This window comes from Microbacterium sp. 11MF (assembly GCF_000383475.1).
In the GTDB taxonomy this organism is placed as follows: Bacteria; Actinomycetota; Actinomycetes; order Actinomycetales; family Microbacteriaceae; genus Microbacterium; species Microbacterium aquilitoris.
Genome location: NZ_KB911461.1, coordinates 456,745 through 473,450, shown reverse-complemented (window position 1 = coordinate 473,450; position 16,706 = coordinate 456,745). Strand labels below are relative to the sequence as shown.

The following is a 16,706-nucleotide window of genomic DNA, read 5'->3' as shown; positions in this document are numbered from 1 at the left end:
TCAGCCGACCAGGGCGCCCTGCGTTCCGGCCCACCACAGCCACCCGGCGCTGTACAGCAGCGACGCGATGCTGAGCCCGAGACCCCAGTAGGCGGCCTCGCGCTTCTCCCACGGCCGGCGGAGGGCGAGGATCGCGAGGACGACGCCGATCATCCCGACCGGGAAGCCCCAGCCCACGAAGCACGCGAGGACGAGACCGAGCGCGCCGAACAGCAGCGACCAGCCCGCGCTCCGCGGCAGCACCGGCGCCGGCGGGATCCACCGCACGTCGGGCGAGGCTTCCTCGTCGGGGTCCGGGTGCACGGCGAGGGGCGGCGCGACGGGGAGCGGCTGGGTCAGCTCGCGCCGGAACCCGCCGCGGTGCGCCCCCGGGAGCGCGGAATCGGTCGGCGCGGACGCGACGTCGACGGACGGCGGCTCGACGACCGGACCCTGAGCTGAAGGGGCGGGGCCTCGTGACGGGGAGGCGGGGGGCGGCATCCGCTCGTCGGTCATGAGGACGTCGCCACCTGGATCGTCGTGACCGGCAGCGTGGAGTCGGCGCCGAAGGCGAGGGTCGAGGCCGGGCGGCCGCTCATGATCAGCTCCGAGGCGAGAGCGGCGATCATCGCGCCGTTGTCGGTGCAGAGCGAGAGAGGCGGGATGCGGACGGCGACCCCGGCGGCCTCGGCGCGCTCGAGGGCGACGTCGCGCAGACGCTTGTTCGCGATGACGCCACCGCCGAGCAGGAGGCGCGGCACGCCGTGGCGGGCGCAGGCGTCGAGGGCCTTCGTGACGAGGACGTCGACGACCGCTTCGCGGAAGGATGCCGCGACGTCGGGCACCGACACCGGTTGCCCCGTCGCCTCGTGCTGTTCGACCCAGCGCGCGACGGCGGTCTTGAGCCCCGAGAACGAGAAGTCGTACCGGTGCTCGGCCATGTCGGAGGCCCGGGACATGCCGCGCGGGAACCGGATGGCGTTCGGGTCCCCGGTGGACGCTGCGCGATCGATCTCGGGTCCGCCGGGGTAGGGCAGACCGAGGATGCGGGCGATCTTGTCGAAGGCTTCGCCGGCGGCGTCGTCCATCGTCTCGCCGAGGAGCTCGACGTCCGAGACGAGGTCGCGGACGAGCAGGAGCGACGTGTGTCCGCCGCTGACGAGCAGGGCGACGGTCGGATACTCGACCTCGTCGCCGGTCAGGATGTCGGCGGCGATGTGGCCGACGAGGTGGTTCACGGCATAGAGCGGCCTGCCGAGGCTGACGGCGAGGGCCTTCGCCGCGCCGACGCCGACCATGAGCGCACCGGCGAGACCGGGACCGCTCGTGACGGCGACCGCGTCGATGTCGGCGAGGGTCACCTGCGCCTCGGCGAGCGCCGCCTCGATGGCGGGCTGCAGGGCCTCGAGGTGGGCGCGGGCGGCGACCTCGGGGACGACGCCGCCGTAGCGGGCATGCTCGTCCATCGAGCTCGCGATCGTGTTGGACAGCAGGGTGCGGCCGCGGACGATGCCGATGCCGGTCTCGTCGCAGCTCGTCTCGATACCCAGGACGAGGGGTTCGCGCGTCATGTCAGCACCAGCCCTTCTCGGCCGTCGGGGCAGCCGTGGTCCGTGCCTCCCAGGCGACGAGGTTCAGCTGCATGACGACCGCGTCGACATCGTCGGGCTGGTAGTACCGGGGGCGGCGGCCGACCTCGAAGAAGCCCTCCGACAGGTACAGCGCCGTGGCGCCGGGGTTGTCCGCCCGCACCTCGAGGAACATCTCCCGCGCGCCGCGGCTGCGGGCGGTCGTCAGCAGCTCGCGCAGCAGCGCGCGCCCACGGCCGTGACCCCGCGCGTCGGCGGCGATCGCGATGGTCTGGATGTCGGCATCCGCTGCGCCCTGCACGGCCCGCACACCGCCGTAGCCGACGAGGCGACCGGCCTCGATGTCGACGACGTAGCGACCATGGGGCGAGGCGAGCTCGCCGGCCATGAGCGCATCGCTCCAGGCGTCGGTCGGGAACGAGGCGCGCTCGAGACGCATGATGTCGTCGAGGTCGTCGCCGGTGGCGGTGCGGAGGGTCACTGGCCGACCTTCTTCCGCGGGCCGGGCATGGTGACGTCGGGGGCGCGCAGGTACAGCGGCTCGCCGAGGTCCTCGACGCGGCCGGCGGCGACGGCGCGCGCCGCGACGAGGGCGACCATGGCGCCCGGGATGACCGTCGTGTCGCGGCGCTCGGCGCTGTGTTCGGCGAGGGCCGCGTCGATGTCGTCGCGCTTCACGAGCGTCGCCTCTGTGACGCGCATCGGCAGTCCGTCGTCGTCGATGCCGTCGTAGACCGTGAACGCGAACTCCTTGCGGCGCGCGTCGGTGACGACCGCGAAGCGGGGGACGTCGGCGAACGGGTCGGCGAGCAGCACGGCGAGGGCGGCGGCATCGTGGCTCCGCACCGGGACGACCGGGATGCCGCGTCCCAGGGCGAACGCGCGCGCCGCCGCGATCCCGACCCGAAGCCCCGTGAACGGGCCCGGGCCCATGCCCACGGCGACGTGGGTCAGGGCGACGGCCTCGGGAGCACCCGTCGCACCGATGGGGCCGTGCGCGGCATCGGTCATCGCCGTCGCGAGCAGCGTGCCGATGATCTCAGCGTGACCGAGCGCGTCGGCACTGGCGGCATCCGCTCGCACCGCACCGTCGTCGTCGATCACGGCGACGGCCGTGCCGAGGGAGGTGTCGATGCCGAGGATCACAGGGTCAAGGGTATCCGGGCGGGCGGCGGCCGAGCGGCGTCAGGGGCGGCGCGTGACCGTCACGATGCGCGGAGCGGCGTCCTCGAGCTCGGCGGCGTAATGGCCGGTGGTGCCGCAGGCGTTGTCGACGCCGGTGCCGCTCCACCCGCGTTCGATCTCGAGCTCCCACCATGTGTCGACGAGCCCGTCGACCATGTCGCGCCCCCACTCGACGATCGTGACGGCGTTGTCGGGGTCGAGGCCGAGGTCGTCGAGCTCGGCGGGCGAACCGAGCCGGTAGGCGTCGACGTGCACGAGCGGCGGGCCGCCGACCTCGGACGGGTGCGTGCGCGCGATGACGAACGTGGGGCTCTGCACGGGACCGCGGATGCCGAGACCCGCACCGATCCCGCGGGTGAGGGTCGTCTTGCCCGCCCCGAGCGGACCGGTCAGCACGATCAGGTCGCCGGCGGTCAGGACGGCGCCGAGCTCGCGGCCGAGGGCCTCCATGTCGTCCGGCGAGGCGATCTCGCGACGCCCCTCGAACTGCTCGATGCCGGTCACGACCGTACCTCCCGTCGCGGGACGCGCGGGCCGATGCGCGTGACGATCTCGTAGTTGATGGTGCTCGCCGCGTCGGCCCAGTCGGTCGCGGACGGCACGCCCGTGGCCGGGTCGCCGAAGAGCACGGCCTCGTCGCCCACCTGCACGGGCTCGTCGCCCGCGTCGACGACGAACTGGTCCATCGCGATCCGGCCGGCGACGGGGAACGAGCGTCCACCGATCGAGACGGGACCCGCGCCGGATGCCGCGCGCGGCACGCCGTCGGCGTAACCGATCGAGATGAGCGCGAGCGTCGACTCGCGCTCGGTGCGGTGAAGGTAGCCGTACGAGACGCCCTGGCCCGCGGGCACCCGGCGGACGGCGGCGACGGACGCGCGGAGGGTCATGGCGGGGCGGAGACCGAGGTCGGCCGACGACCGGTCCTCGAACGGTGACAGCCCGTAGATCGCGACCCCCAGGCGGACGCAGCCCAGCCGCGCTTCGGGCAGGCCGATGGCGGCGTGCGAGGCGGCGATGTGGCGCAGCCGCGGCCGGAGACCGGCGGACTCGGCGGCGGCCTGGGCGACGGTGAAGCGCGAGAGCGCCGTGCGGTCGTCGTCGGACGACGTGTTGGAGAGGTGGCTGAAGATGCCGAGCACCTGGATGACGCCCTGACGCTCGTATTCCGCCGCTTCGGCGAAGACTGCGCCGTAGTCGGCGGGGGCGATGCCGTTGCGGCCGAGACCCGTCTCGACCTTGAGCTGCACGGTCACCGGACGATCGGTCGACCCGGCGCGCGCGGCGGCGCGGAGCTGCTCGAGACTCGAGACGCCGAGCTCGATGTGCGCGGCGGCGGCGGCGGCGAAATCGGTGCCCGGCGCGTGCAGCCACGCGAGCACGGGCGCGTCGATCCCGGCATCCCGCAACTGGAGAGCCTCGGGGATGTCGGCGACCGCGAGACGCGCCGCTCCCCCGGCCAGCGCCGCACGACCGGAGCGCTCCGCGCCGTGACCGTACCCGTCGGCCTTGACCACGGCGATGACCTCGGACTCGGTGAGCCCTGCAAGGTGGCGGACGTTGTGTTCGATCGCGCCGACGTCGATCACCGCTTCGCGGGCGACGCCCTCCGGCATCCGGTGAGGGACGGGCATCCTGGTCATGCGCCGGACTCCGCGATCACGTACGCCGTCGCGAGTCCCGCGTCGTGCGAGAGCGACAGGTGGACGGTGGCGATTCCGCGGCTCGCGACCGTGGCTGCGGTCTCGCCGGACAGGGCGAAGACGGGGCGGCCCGAAGGCTCGGAGGCCACCTCGATGTCGGTCCAGTGCACGCCCTCGGATCCGCCGAGCGCCTTGATGAGCGCCTCCTTCGCGGCATAGCGAGCCGCGAGCGAGTGGGGCTTGAGGGTCTGCTCGGATGCCGTGAACAGCCGCGTCATGAGCTTCGGCGTGCGCTCGATCGAGCGCTCGAACCGCGGGATGTCGACGAGGTCGACACCGATTCCGATGATCATCCCGCCTCCTGTCGCCGCGCGCTGCGGCATCAGATCAGGATATCGGGCGCGGCTCAGCCGACGGCGAGCCGCACGACGCGTTCGACGGCGTCGAGGCCGGGCGAGAGCTGCGCGTCCGAGCGGGCGTACGTCTCGCGGGAGCGGCCGTACGGGTCGACGACGTCGTCGTCGGTCGGGTCGACGGGCGGGAGGACGAGACCCCGCTGCCCGGCGAGGACGGCGAGCGCGCCGCGCAGCCGGTCGCGAGGGTCGTCGCCGGTTGCGCCGGCCCGGATCGCGTCGTCGGACGTCGCGGCGGCGAGGCGCTCGAACTCGCGGATCGTAAAGGCGGTCCGCAGCTTCGCCGGGGCGAGCTCGACGATCGCGCGGCGGTGGTCGCGATCCATCGCGAGGACGAGGTCGGGCTCGCGCAGCAGCGCCTCGGTGAGGTAGCGCGATCCGTGCCCCGCGATCTGCTCGGTGGGCACCCCGTGGGCGACGGCGAGCTCGACGGCCTCGCGCGGCATCCGATCGCCCTGTCGGGCGCGCACACCGGCGCTCGTCGCGGCGACGCCGAGATCCCCGAGGCGGTGCTGCAGGACGAGAGCGGCGAGCGGCGACCGGCAGATGTTGCCCGTGCAGACGGTGAGGATCTGGATCACGCGGAGCCCTTCGAGACGGATGCCGCGGCTCATCCCGCGCCCTCTGCGTGGCGGAACGGGGTCCCGCGACGGGACGCGGACGGGCACCCGATACGGTAGGCCCGTGCAGGATCAGCTTAGCGACGGCGACCCGTCCCCCATCGCGGACGCCGAGGCGCCCGATCCCGCGCTCGAAGCGGACTCGGGTGGGAAGCCGCACCGCCGCCGCGGCCGGCGCCGCCGCACCGACTGGCGGCTGGGGGGAACGGCCGTCCGCACGTGGAACGGCGGGCTGCTGATCGTCGCGCTCGTCAGTCTCGGCGCCGCCATCTTCGCGGGATCGCTCGTCACCCTCCTGTGGCGCTCCCCGTGGGCGCCGCTGGCGTCGACCGCGATCCTCTGGGTCGGGATGGTCGCGCCGGTCGTGGTCGCGTTCCGCCGGGGACGTCCGGCCGGGCTGCTGCGGTTCCGACCGGCCGACCTCGTCTACGCGCTCACGCTCGGGCTCGCACTGCGCGTGCTCGACGGCTGGGTGATGGATGCCGCGTCGCAGCCGTTCCCCCGCGCGACGCTCACGCCGTACTGGCTGTGGACCGATGCGGTCCCGGCGGGGCTCGTCGGACCGGTCGTGGAGGAGTTCTTCTTCCGCACCGTCATCCTCGTCGCGGTCTATTCGCTGCTGCGCCGTCCCGTCGGCCGTGGGTCAGCGGCGATCGCCGCGGTCCTGGTGTCGACGGCGAGCTTCATCCTCATCCACGTCGTCGACGGGTCGCTTCCGCTCAGCGAGTCCATCTCGGTAGGCGCGGTCGGCCTCGTGTGCGCGACTCTCGTCATCTTGACGGGACGCATCTGGGGTGCCGTGCTCGTGCACCTCGTCTACAACGTGACGATGCTGCTGCTGATCGCGGCCGGATCGGTCGTCGCGGGCGGGCAGTGACGCCACCCGCCCGTGACCGGACCGCCTGTCAGGGGCGACCCATTCCGTAGTAGGTCCATCCGGCGGCGCGCCAGGCGGCGGGGTCGAAGGCGTTCCGACCGTCCACGACGACGCGCCCTGCGGCGAGGCTTGCGGCGTGCTCGGGCGTGAGGTCGCGGCGGTACTCGTCCCATTCGGTGACGAGGACCACGGCGTCGGCTCCGGTGAGAGCCTCGTCGCGATCGGCGACGTAGGTGAGCTGCGGGTGCTGACGACGGGCGTTGTCGATCGCCTCGGGATCGGTGAGCGAGACGACCGCGCCCAGGCCGTGCAGACGGACGGCGACGTCGAGACCCGGCGAATCACGGGTGTCGTCGGAGTAGGGCTTGAACGCGGCGCCGAGGACGGTGACCTTCTTGCCGTGGACGCTGCCGCCGAGGCCCTGGACGACGAGTTCGACGGCGCGCTCGCGGCGGCGCATGTTGATGTCGTCGACCTCGCGCAGGAACGCGACCGATTCACCGCGGCCGAGCTCTTCGGCACGAGCGGAGAACGCGCGGATGTCCTTGGGGAGGCATCCGCCGCCGAAACCGATGCCGGCGCCCAGGAAGCGGCGGCCGATGCGCACGTCGTGCCCGATGGCATCGGCGAGCATCGTGACGTCGGCCCCGGCGACCTCGGCGATCTCGGCCATCGCGTTGATGAAGCTGATCTTCGTGGCGAGGAAGGCGTTCGCCGACACCTTGACGAGTTCGGCGGTCGCGTAGTCCGTCACGATGAAGGGCGTGCCCTTCGCGATCGACGGGTGATACACCTCGCGCAGGATGCCGGTCGCCCGCTCGCCGTCGGGCCCCGCCGGCACTCCGGCCACGAGGCGGTCCGGGTCGACCGTGTCCTGCACCGCGAACCCCTCGCGCAGGAACTCGGGGTTCCAGACGAGGGTCGCGCCGGCGGCGGTGATGCGAGGCGCGAGGGATGCCGCCGTGCCCACCGGTACGGTCGATTTGCCGGCGACGATGTCCCCCTCGGAGAGGTGGGGCAGGAGCGCGTCGACGGCTGCGTTCACGTAGGTGAGGTCAGCGGCGTACCCGCCCTTGACCTGCGGGGTGCCGACACCCACGAAGTGGACGGCAGCACCGGCGGCGGCGGCGAAGTCGGTCGTGAACGTCAGTCGCCCCGAGGCGATCCCGTCCGCGAGGATCTCGGACAGTCCGGGCTCGAAGAACGGCGCCTCGCCGGCAGCGAGAGTGGCGATCTTCCGCTCGTCGATGTCGATGCCGACGACCTCGTGGCCGATCGATGCCATGGCGGCCGCGTGCACGGCGCCCAGATAACCGCATCCGATGACAGACAGTCGCATGAAGAGTCCCCCTCGTCGAAGCGCCGGATGGAAGGCGCCTCGATCTGTGTACCAGATCGGTGTGTCCGACGCTTATCGCGCCTGTGTCGCTCAGACTCCCGGAACCATCGACGCCGCGCCGGAATCACCCTCGACGCGCCGGGGCGGGATGGATATCGTGGGCGGACAGCCGCGTCGCGACTTCCGAGTTCTGACATCACCTCACCCGAAGAGGACGTCACAGTGAGCACCTCCGCAGAAGGGCTTCCGGAGGGCGGATCCGTCCAGCCCTCTCCCGCACCCGCGCCCAGATACACCCCGGACGACCGGGTGGCACCCGAGGACGCGTCGCTGCTCTGGCCCGAAGCCCACCTCCTGGCCGAAGCACCACCCGGATATCGACCTCTCGAGATGCCCGCGCCCTGGGAACCCGAGACCAGGGAGCCCGAGATCAGGGAACCGGAACCGGCCGCGCGGGCCTCGGCACCACCGCCGGCCCCCGAACCGTGGCCGTACGCGCCCTACGCCCCTACGACGCAGCAACCGTCGGCCCCCGAACCGCCGGCGCCGCGCGCACCGGCCCCGGGCTACGTGATCTCGGCGCCCTACGAGGGCGCCCCGGCGGCCTCACCCGAGCGGACGGGACGTCCGGTCGCTCCTGGTCAGCCCCCGGTGCTGCGCAGCTTCCGCGACCTGCGCACCGGTCCGCTGGAGAGACGGGAGTTCTCGTCCATGAAGGACTTCGCCGTCGCCGCCGTCCTCGAAGCGGGCCATGCCGAGGCCGACGTGGCCCGGCTGTTCCGTTTCGCGCCGTGGCAGCTGCGCGCGTGGGTCGACGAGGCGCGCGGCGCGTCGTTCGGTCCCGGCAGAGGCCAGGGTCCCGGCAGACGCCCGGACCCGGCCTGACTCACTCGACGGTGACGGACTTCGCGAGGTTGCGGGGCTGATCCACGTCGAGACCCTTCGCCGTGGCGAGGCCCATCGCGAAGATGTGCAGCGGCACGACCGCCAGCAGCGGCTCGAACAGCGGACCCGCGAGCGGGATGCGCAGCACCTCGTCGGCGAACGGGAGGACGGCGGCATCCCCCTCTTCGGCGACGGCGATGACGCGGGCACCGCGGGCGCGGATCTCCTGGATGTTCGACACGACCTTCTTGTGCAGCTCACTCGAGGCGCGGGGCGACGGGACGATAACGAAGACCGCCTGGCCGGGCTCGATGAGCGCGATGGGGCCGTGCTTGAGCTCGCCGGCAGCGAAGCCCTCGGCGTGGATGTAGGCGAGTTCCTTGAGCTTGAGCGCACCTTCGAGGGCGATCGGGTAGCCGACGTGACGACCCAGGAACAGCACCGACTGGGTGTCGCCCATCCAGCGGGCGAACTGCTCGATGTGTTCCTGCTCGGTCTCGAGGACACGCGAGATGCCGGCGGGAATCGCCTCGAGCTGGGCGACCGCGTCACGGGAGACGTCCGCCGAGAGCGAGCCGCGCACGCGACCGATGTGGAGGGCCAGCAGGTACAGCGCCGTGATCTGGGCGACGAACGCCTTCGTCGAGGCGACGGCGACCTCGGGGCCGGCGTGGGTGTAGACGATCGCATCGGACTCGCGCGGGATCGTCGCCCCCTGGGTGTTGCAGATCGACAGCGTCCTGGCGCCCTGCTCGCGGGCGTACTTGACGGCCATGAGCGTGTCCATCGTCTCGCCCGACTGCGAGATCGAGACGACGAGGGTGTCGGGGCCGATCACCGGGTCTCGGTAGCGGAACTCGTGGGCGAGCTCGACGTCGACGGGGACGCGCGTCCACTGCTCGAGCGCGTACTTGCCGACCATGCCCGCGTACGCGGCCGTGCCGCAGGCGATGACGATCACACGGTGGATGCCGGCGAACAGGTCGTCGAGCCCGTCGAGCTCGGGGATGACGACGGCGCCGTCGTGGAGGCGCCCGCGCAGCGTGTTGGCGACGGCCTCCGGCTCTTCCGAGACCTCCTTGGCCATGAAGGAGGACCAGCCGCCCTTCTCGGCGGCGGAGGCATCCCACACGACCTCGAACGGTTCGACCTCGACGGCGCCACCGGCGAAGTCGGTGACCTCGACGCCCTGGGGCGTGATCGCGACGATCTGGTCCTGACCGATGGCCAGCGCGTTGCGGGTGTGCTCGACGAAGGCGGCGACGTCGGAGCCGAGGAAGTTCTCGCCCTCGCCGAGCCCGATCACGAGCGGCGAGTTGCGGCGAGCGCCGACGACGAGGCCGGGCTGGTCCTGGTGCATCGCGAGCAGCGTGAACGCGCCCTCGAGGCGGGCGACGACGGCGCGGAAGGCGGCCACGAGGTCGTGGGATGCCGCGAACTCGCGCCCGAGCAGGACGGCGGCGACCTCGGTGTCGGTCTCGCTCACGAAGGTGTAGCCCTCCGCGAGGAGCTCGTCCTTCAGCTCGGCGAAGTTCTCGATGATGCCGTTGTGGATGACGGCGAGCTTGCCGTCGTCGGCGAGGTGCGGGTGCGCGTTGACGTCGGTCGGTCCGCCGTGCGTGGCCCAGCGGGTGTGACCGATGCCGGTCGTCCCGTCCACCATCGGGTGGGCGCTGAGGTCGTCGCGCAGCACCTGGAGCTTGCCGGCGCGCTTGCGCATCTCGAGGTCACCGTCCGCGTCGATCACGGCGATGCCGGCGGAGTCGTAACCGCGGTACTCGAGGCGGGCAAGACCCGAGAGGAGGATGGCCTGACTGTCACGAGGCCCCACGTATCCGACGATTCCACACATGGGCTCCATGCTAGGCGCGGGCGACTGGGACTCCGCCGCGCGGCGCCGCACCGGGCGCGTCGCCGGGTGCAAGGACTTGGCGGGCGCGGCATCCTTTGGTACCCATGAGGCACCGTGTCCCCCGCACGGTCGTGCCCCCCAACACGATGGAGTCCCCCATGCCCGCATCCCCCCGCGTCCGACGACGGTCGGCGCTCGCCCTCACGGCCGCCCTCGCTCTCGGGTTCGCCGTCGTGCCCGCCGGAGCCGCCTCGGCGGCGGTGTCGACCTCGTGCACCGGGACGACCCAGGCCGCCGTGCAGAAGCGCATCCTCACCGACGTGAACGCCGCACGGAAGGCAGGCGGCAAGAAGGCGCTGACTCTGAGTTCCGCCATGTCGAAGGTCGCCGTCACCTGGTCGGGCAAGCAGGCCGCCGCCAACAGGATGAGCCACAACCCGAAGTACTCGTCGCAGATCCCGTCGGGCTGGACGAGGGCGGGCGAGAACGTCGCCTTCGGGTACGCGCCGTCGAAGGTCACGCCCGCGTGGATGAAATCCGCCGGACACCGCGCGAACATCCTCGGGTCGTACAACCGCATCGGGATCGGTGTGGCGTGCTCGTCGAAGGGCCTCCCCTTCTACACGCAGGTCTTCGGGTATTACCCCTCCTGACTCGGCGATGATGCGGCATCCGCTCGCGCCGTAGACTCGTCGACCACCGCAGCGTCGCGTCCTGTCCCGTGAGGAGGACCGATGCCCGACGCCGTCCCGCCGCCGCAGATTCCGCCCAAGCCGCCGCTGCCGCCCAAGCACCGGCGGGCGTCGACCACCGCCCCGGTGCTCGTGCTGGCCGGGTACCTGCTGGCGCTGGCGGTCATCGCGTTCTGGCCGACGCCCGTCGACGCCGGCGTGGCTCCCGTGATCGACGCACTGTCGCGCCGACTGCCGGCGATCACGCGCCCCCGGGTGGAGTTCGCGGCGAACGTGGCCCTGTTCGTCCCGTTCGGGGTGCTGCTGCCGCTCATCCTCCGCGGCGCGAAGGAACTCGTGCTGCCGATCGCCCTCGTGGCGACGGTGACGATCGAGTGCACGCAGGCGCTCGTCCTGCAGGCGCGGGTGCCGAGCGTTCTCGACATCGTCGCGAACGTGACCGGCGCCAGTGTCGGGATGCTGGGTCTCGCCGTATGGCAGCGGGTCAGACGCCGCTGAGCCACCGGCCGGGCGCGGTCAGAGCTTGCGGAGCCGGACCGTCTCGACCGTGTGGTTCGCGCCCTTCTGGAGGACCAGCTTCGCGCGGTGCCGCGTGGGCTCGACGTTCTCGCGCAGGTTCGGCAGGTTGATGTCGTTCCAGAAACCGAGGGCGAGCGAGACGGCCTCGTCGTCGGAGATGTCGGCGAAGACCTTGAAGAACGAGTTCGGGTTCGAGAAGGCGGCTTCGCGGAGGGCGAGAAACCGCTCGACGTACCACTGCTCGATGTGCGTCACGTCGGCGTCGACGTAGATCGAGAAGTCGAACAGCTCGCTGACGGCGATGTCGTGCGGGTTCGGAGCCGACGCGAGCACGTTCAGGCCCTCGACGATGATCACGTCGGGGCGGCGGACCGTCACCTGCGCATCGGGGATGATGTCGTACCGCATGTGCGAGTAGTAGGGCGCCCGAACCTCGGGCTCGCCCGACTTCACGGCGACGAGGAACTCCACGAGCGCGCGGCGGTCATAGGACTCGGGGAAACCCTTGCGGTCCATGATCCCCCGCCGTTCGAGCTCGGCGTTGGGGTAGAGGAACCCGTCGGTCGTGACGAGTTCGACACGGGGCGTGCCGGGCCACCGGCTCATCAGTTCGCGCAGCAGACGGGCTGCCGTGGATTTCCCGACGGCCACGGATCCGGCCACGGCGACGATGAACGGTGTCGTCGCATCCTCCTCACCGACGAAGCCGGCGGTGTCGGCGCCGAGTCGCTTGGTGGCTGAGGCGTACAGGGACAGCAGCCGACTGAGGGGAAGGTAGACCTCCCGCACCTCGGTGATGTCGAGGCGGTCGCCGATGCCGCGCAGCTGCACGACCTCGGTCTCGGTGAGGGGCTGCTCCATGCCGGCGGCCATGCGCGCCCATTCGGCACGGGGGATCTCGCGGTACAGCGAGTCGATGGTCGTCGGCGTCTCATCGGGGGACATTGCCGCAACTCTAGTCCGCCCCGGCGGGCGCCCCCGCGTGCGGAGGCGGGCCAGCGTCGCGGGCGCGCGTACCGTACGCTGAGCATCGATGTCCACCCGCGGCCGTTCAGCCGCTCTCACCAGAGGTTTTCGATGCTGCGACGTGTCCTGGCGGTCCTTGCCGCAGTCGTGCTGACGGCATCCCTCACCGTGCCCGCGGCGCCCGCCGACGCGGCGACCGCCCAGTGGCTGCGCACGAGCGGCGCGAAGATCCAGGTCGCCGCCACGGGTGCGACCTTCACCGTCAAGGCGACGTCCTGGTTCGGCATGGAGACCGACACCTGCGCGCCGCACGGACTGTGGTCGATCTCGCTGAAGCAGGGCATGGCGCAGATCGCGGGGATGGGCTTCAACACGATCCGGCTTCCCTTCGCCAACGAGTGCCTCACCCGCAAGACGGCCAACTCGGTGAACCAGGCACTGAATCCGACGCTCGCGACGGCCTCGCCGCTGAAGATCATGGATGCCGTCGTCGCGACGGCGCGTGCCTACGGCATCCGGGTCATCCTCGACCGTCACCGCCCGGGGACCGATGCGCAGTCCGAGCTCTGGTACACCCCGCAGTACTCCGAGAAGCGGTGGATCTCCGACTGGAAGATGCTCGCGCAGCGGTACCGGAACAACTCAACCGTGATCGGCGTCGACCTGCACAACGAGCCCCGGGGCGCGGCGTGCTGGGGGTGCGGTGACCGCTCGCGCGACTGGCAGGCGGCCGCCGTCCGTGCTGGCAACGCCGTGCTTGATGTGAACCCGCATCTGCTCGTCATCGTCGAGGGCGTCCAGAACGGTCCCGACGGCAGCGCCACGTGGTGGGGCGGGAACCTCCGCGGCGTCGCGAAGAAGCCGGTCACCCTGAAGGTGAAGAACCGGGTCGTGTACTCCCCTCACGAGTACCCCTCGTCGATCTCGGACCAGCCGTGGTTCCACAACGCCAACTACCCCGCCAACCTCCCCGGCGTGTGGGAGAGCAACTGGGGCTACATCGCGTCGAAGAAGATCGCCCCCGTCCTGATCGGGGAGTTCGGCACGAAACTGCAGACGTCGTCCGACAAGAAGTGGCTCGCGAAGCTCGTCGGCTACATCAAGGACCGCGGTCTCGGCTGGGCGTACTGGTCGTTCAACCCGAACAGCGGCGACACGGGCGGTCTGCTCAAGGACGACTGGGTCACCCGCGACAAGGACAAGCTCGCCGCGCTGAAGCCGATCCTGACGCCGAAGAAGGTCGCCTACCCGGCCGCTCCCGCACCGGCACCGGCGCCGCTGCCTCCGCAGCCGTCGCCGCAGCCGTCGCAGCCGGGGAACACCCCGCCGCCGACGGTCGGGCAGTCGTCGAGCGCCTCGTCCAACGGCGTCTCGGCGACGCTCACAGTGTCGAGCGCGTGGCCCGGCAAGTACCAGGTCGCCCTCGCCCTCACCGCGTCCTCGAGCGCGAAGGTGAAGGCCTGGACCGCCTCCTGGGCCTCCCCCGGCGCGACGGGAGCCGACAGCGCGTGGGGCATGGCCTGCCGCGTCACGAAGCCCGGCACCGCGAGTGCTCGAGTTGCCTGCTCGGGCATCGAGTGGGGCGTGGCGAACCTCTCGCAGGGCGCCCGGGTCGAGGTCGGGGCGATCCTGAACGCCTCGAAGCCGCCGGCCAAGCCCGTGCTGTCGCTCTCGGTCACCCGCTAGCGCCCGAGCGCGCGGCCGGACTGACGGTCAGGGCGTGACCATGCCGCCGTTGACGTTGAGGGTCTCGCCCGAGACGTAGCTCGATTCGGCCGACGCGAGGAACACGAACGCGGGAGCGATCTCGGCGGGCTGGCCGGCCCGCTTGTACTCGTTCTCCTCGTCGAACGCGCGCATCTGCTCGTCCGAGACGCCGTCGCTCACCTGCAGCGCCGACCAGACCGGGCCGGGCGCGACGACGTTGACGCGGATGCCGCGGGGCGCCAGCTGCTGCGCGAGACCCTTCGACAGGTTGTTAACCGCCGCCTTGGTCGCGGCGTAGTCGAGGCGGTCGGGTGCGGGCTTGTAGGCCTCGAGCGACGCCGTGCTGATGATGGATGCACCGGCGGGCATATGGACGAGGGCGGCCTTCACGATCCAGAAGAAGGCGAACACGTTCGTCTCGAACGTTTCGCTGAACTGCTCGTCGGAGAGGTCTTCGATGCGCTCGACGGCGACCTGCTTGCCGGCGTTGCTGACGAGGATGTCGATGCCGCCGAGGAACTCCGCCGCCTCGGCGACGAGTTCGCGGCACTGCGCGCGGTCGGTGAGGTCGGCCGCGATCGAGTGCCCGCGCACGCCGGCGTCGGCGATGATCTGCAGGACGTGGTCGGCGTCCTCCTGCTCGTCGGGGAGGTGGACGATGACGACGTCAGCACCTTCGCGGGCGAACGCGATCGCTGCCGCCGCTCCGATGCCCGAGTCGCCCCCGGTGACCAGTGCCTTGCGTCCCTGCAGACGTCCCGTGCCGCGGTAGGTGCTCTCGCCCAGGTCGGGGACCGGGGTCATCCGCGCCTGGATGCCGGGCTCGGGCTGGTGCTGCACCGGCGGCTCCACGCGTGCGTAGCGCGTAACGGGGTTGTCGAACGTGTACTGGTCGGTCATCCCGCCACGGTAGGTCGGGATGCGGCATCCCTTCACCCCCTTGCGGGAGCAGCGTCGGCAGTGCAGTGCAGTGCCGGGGCAGTGGAACGCGCGATCATCGCATCTCCTCGACCGGTGCGCAAGCAGTCGGTCCCGACGATCCGCGTTCCTAGGGTTGACGCGTGCCGAGCGCTGCGAACCCCCCTCACGAGTGCACCGTCTTCTTCCTTCCGGGACTGGGACTGGATGCCGCCTCTGCCGGCGCGATCGCGGCGGCAGCCGATCCGCGGCTGCGCGTCGTGGGGATCGACCTGCTCGACCGGGGGCGCGCGGCATCCGTCGACGACCTCGCCGACACGGCGCTCGAGCGGATCGCGGCCGAGGCCGACGGCGGCCCGTTCCTCGTGTGCGGACACAGCCTCGGCGGCAAGGTCGCCGCCCGTGTCATGGCGCGCGTGCTGGCCGGCACCGAGCCGGTGTTCGGGCTGATGGGCGCGGTCCTGCTGGCCCCCTCTCCCCCGACTCCCGAGCCGATGCCCGACGACAAGCGCGCCGAGATGCTCGCGACCGCGCAGGGCGAGCACCTGTCGCGAGCGGATGCCGAGGCTTTCGTCGCCGCGAACATCGCCGCCCCGCTCGCCGCCGATCTGCACGACGCGGCGATCGATGCCGTCGTGCGCCAGCCGGCATCCGCCTGGCGCGACTGGCTGACCGCGGGCAGCCTCGAGGACGCGACGCGCCTCGTGGGCGTGCTCGACCTGCCCGTCGTGGTGCTCGCGGGCGAGGACGACGAGGCGCTCGGAGCCGACGCTCAGCCCGATCTCGTGGCCGATGTGTACCCGCGTGCCTGCGTCGAGCGGATGCCGGGTGTCGGCCATCTGCTGCCGTACGAGGCTCCCGAGCGGGTCGCCGCGGTGCTCGCCGAAACGTGGCAGACGATCCGCGCCGCGGCTCCCGTGGTGCCGACGGAGTGGGGACGTGTCATCGCGTCGTCGCGCGTCGACGTCGCGGTACGACGGACGCTCGCGCAGCGGGCTCTCGTGGACGACCGCGAGCGCGCCCCCCGCACACTGAACCGTGCGCAGGTCGAGACGCTCCGCGCGCTCGCGGCGCTCCTCGTGCCGCAGGGCGAGGGCGGGACGATCGACCTCGCCGTCCGCATCGACGACATGCTCGCCGAGGGCGGCACCGACGGCTGGCGCCCGGTAGGCTCCCCCGCCGACCCGGTCGCCTACGGCCTGGGGCTCGACGCGATCGCCGCCGTGTGGCCGAGCGAGGTGACTGAGCAGCGGAGCCTGATCGTGCGGCTGATCACCGACGGAATCGACGCGGCGGGCCTCGGTACCGACGGCATCCGGTCGTGGTTCGAGGATGCACGCAACGACCTGCTGCGCATGTGGCTGGCGCACCCGGCGTCGCTGGCGCGCATCGGGTTCGACGGCTTCGCGGTCGGCGGGACCGGTCCGCACCCGGCGGGGTGGGCGACCATCGCGACGGGCGAACGAGAGACATGGGAGCCGAGCGAGCTCGGCAAGACAGTAGTGGAGGATGCCGCGTGACC

Annotated in this window: 18 protein-coding genes; 6 read left to right on the top strand and 12 right to left on the bottom strand. The window is 71.8% G+C overall.

All coding sequences use genetic code 11. From position 1 onward, the window contains the following. Genes H286_RS0114300 through H286_RS0114265 form a run of 8 tightly spaced genes read right to left on the bottom strand, consistent with a single transcriptional unit; the run spans position 1 to position 5,423 of the window. Positions 1 to 495: a hypothetical protein gene (locus H286_RS0114300; protein ID WP_018187261.1), complete on the bottom strand. Its 495-nt coding sequence runs from the start codon at positions 493 to 495 to the stop codon at positions 1 to 3. Beyond that, positions 492 to 1,550, bottom strand: coding sequence for a tRNA (adenosine(37)-N6)-threonylcarbamoyltransferase complex transferase subunit TsaD (tsaD, locus tag H286_RS0114295; protein ID WP_018187262.1), 1,059 nt, complete (start codon positions 1,548 to 1,550; stop codon positions 492 to 494). The genes H286_RS0114300 and tsaD overlap by 4 nt, the downstream gene beginning before the upstream one ends. Position 1,551: 1 nt before the next feature. Next, on the bottom strand, positions 1,552 to 2,049 hold the full coding sequence (gene rimI / locus H286_RS0114290) for a ribosomal protein S18-alanine N-acetyltransferase (RefSeq protein ID WP_018187263.1): 498 nt from the start codon (positions 2,047 to 2,049) through the stop codon (positions 1,552 to 1,554). After that, the gene (tsaB, locus tag H286_RS0114285) at positions 2,046 to 2,714 is read right to left on the bottom strand and encodes a tRNA (adenosine(37)-N6)-threonylcarbamoyltransferase complex dimerization subunit type 1 TsaB (protein WP_020098688.1); all 669 of its coding nucleotides are present in this window, start codon (positions 2,712 to 2,714) and stop codon (positions 2,046 to 2,048) included. Before tsaB ends, rimI begins: the two co-directional genes overlap by 4 nt. A gap of 39 nt (positions 2,715 to 2,753) precedes the next feature. Continuing rightward, entirely contained in the window at positions 2,754 to 3,257 is a 504-nt protein-coding gene (gene tsaE / locus H286_RS0114280; RefSeq protein WP_018187265.1) for a tRNA (adenosine(37)-N6)-threonylcarbamoyltransferase complex ATPase subunit type 1 TsaE, read from the bottom strand. Further along, complete coding sequence (gene alr / locus H286_RS0114275) at positions 3,254 to 4,369, bottom strand: alanine racemase (RefSeq protein WP_018187266.1); 1,116 nt, start codon at positions 4,367 to 4,369, stop codon at positions 3,254 to 3,256. Before alr ends, tsaE begins: the two co-directional genes overlap by 4 nt. Before the next feature lie 23 nt (positions 4,370 to 4,392). After that, on the bottom strand, positions 4,393 to 4,749 hold the full coding sequence (locus H286_RS0114270) for a holo-ACP synthase (RefSeq protein WP_018187267.1): 357 nt from the start codon (positions 4,747 to 4,749) through the stop codon (positions 4,393 to 4,395). Positions 4,750 to 4,802: 53 nt separating this feature from the next. Next, the gene (locus tag H286_RS0114265; RefSeq protein ID WP_018187268.1) at positions 4,803 to 5,423 is read right to left on the bottom strand and encodes an arsenate reductase/protein-tyrosine-phosphatase family protein; all 621 of its coding nucleotides are present in this window, start codon (positions 5,421 to 5,423) and stop codon (positions 4,803 to 4,805) included. A gap of 70 nt (positions 5,424 to 5,493) precedes the next feature. Between H286_RS0114265 and H286_RS0114260 the strand changes: the two genes are divergently transcribed. Beyond that, positions 5,494 to 6,306: a CPBP family intramembrane glutamic endopeptidase gene (locus H286_RS0114260; protein ID WP_020098687.1), complete on the top strand. Its 813-nt coding sequence runs from the start codon at positions 5,494 to 5,496 to the stop codon at positions 6,304 to 6,306. 28 nt (positions 6,307 to 6,334) lie between these two features. Here H286_RS0114260 and H286_RS0114255 read toward each other — a convergent pair whose 3' ends face one another. Then, entirely contained in the window at positions 6,335 to 7,645 is a 1,311-nt protein-coding gene (locus H286_RS0114255; RefSeq protein WP_018187270.1) for a UDP-glucose dehydrogenase family protein, read from the bottom strand. A 222-nt stretch (positions 7,646 to 7,867) separates the two neighbouring features. On the opposite strand from H286_RS0114255, the gene H286_RS15185 reads away from it, so the two are divergent. After that, positions 7,868 to 8,530 (top strand): hypothetical protein, encoded by a 663-nt coding sequence (locus tag H286_RS15185; RefSeq protein WP_231370980.1) that lies wholly within the window; start codon positions 7,868 to 7,870, stop codon positions 8,528 to 8,530. A 1-nt stretch (position 8,531) separates the two neighbouring features. Here the strand turns inward: H286_RS15185 and glmS are convergent, their stop codons facing one another. Continuing rightward, positions 8,532 to 10,382, bottom strand: coding sequence for a glutamine--fructose-6-phosphate transaminase (isomerizing) (glmS, locus tag H286_RS0114245; RefSeq protein WP_028497542.1), 1,851 nt, complete (start codon positions 10,380 to 10,382; stop codon positions 8,532 to 8,534). A gap of 158 nt (positions 10,383 to 10,540) precedes the next feature. Between glmS and H286_RS0114240 the strand changes: the two genes are divergently transcribed. Together H286_RS0114240 and H286_RS0114235 are read left to right on the top strand one after the other, a co-directional pair. After that, positions 10,541 to 11,035: a CAP domain-containing protein gene (locus H286_RS0114240; RefSeq protein ID WP_020098683.1), complete on the top strand. Its 495-nt coding sequence runs from the start codon at positions 10,541 to 10,543 to the stop codon at positions 11,033 to 11,035. A gap of 81 nt (positions 11,036 to 11,116) precedes the next feature. Continuing rightward, complete coding sequence (locus H286_RS0114235; protein WP_020098682.1) at positions 11,117 to 11,572, top strand: VanZ family protein; 456 nt, start codon at positions 11,117 to 11,119, stop codon at positions 11,570 to 11,572. 18 nt (positions 11,573 to 11,590) lie between these two features. Here the strand turns inward: H286_RS0114235 and coaA are convergent, their stop codons facing one another. Then, positions 11,591 to 12,538, bottom strand: a complete 948-nt coding sequence (gene coaA, locus H286_RS0114230) for a type I pantothenate kinase (RefSeq protein ID WP_018187275.1) — start codon at positions 12,536 to 12,538, stop codon at positions 11,591 to 11,593. Between the two features lie 132 nt (positions 12,539 to 12,670). On the opposite strand from coaA, the gene H286_RS0114225 reads away from it, so the two are divergent. Next, positions 12,671 to 14,245 carry a glycoside hydrolase family 5 protein gene (locus tag H286_RS0114225; RefSeq protein ID WP_020098681.1) on the top strand — a complete coding sequence of 525 codons (1,575 nt, stop codon included), beginning with the start codon at positions 12,671 to 12,673 and terminating at the stop codon, positions 14,243 to 14,245. A gap of 27 nt (positions 14,246 to 14,272) precedes the next feature. On the opposite strand, the gene H286_RS0114220 is transcribed toward H286_RS0114225, so the two are convergent. Next, the gene (locus tag H286_RS0114220) at positions 14,273 to 15,166 is read right to left on the bottom strand and encodes an SDR family oxidoreductase (protein WP_018187277.1); all 894 of its coding nucleotides are present in this window, start codon (positions 15,164 to 15,166) and stop codon (positions 14,273 to 14,275) included. 161 nt (positions 15,167 to 15,327) lie between these two features. On the opposite strand from H286_RS0114220, the gene H286_RS0114215 reads away from it, so the two are divergent. Continuing rightward, positions 15,328 to 16,704, top strand: coding sequence for an alpha/beta fold hydrolase (locus tag H286_RS0114215; protein ID WP_020098680.1), 1,377 nt, complete (start codon positions 15,328 to 15,330; stop codon positions 16,702 to 16,704). Positions 16,705 to 16,706: the final 2 nt, after the last annotated feature.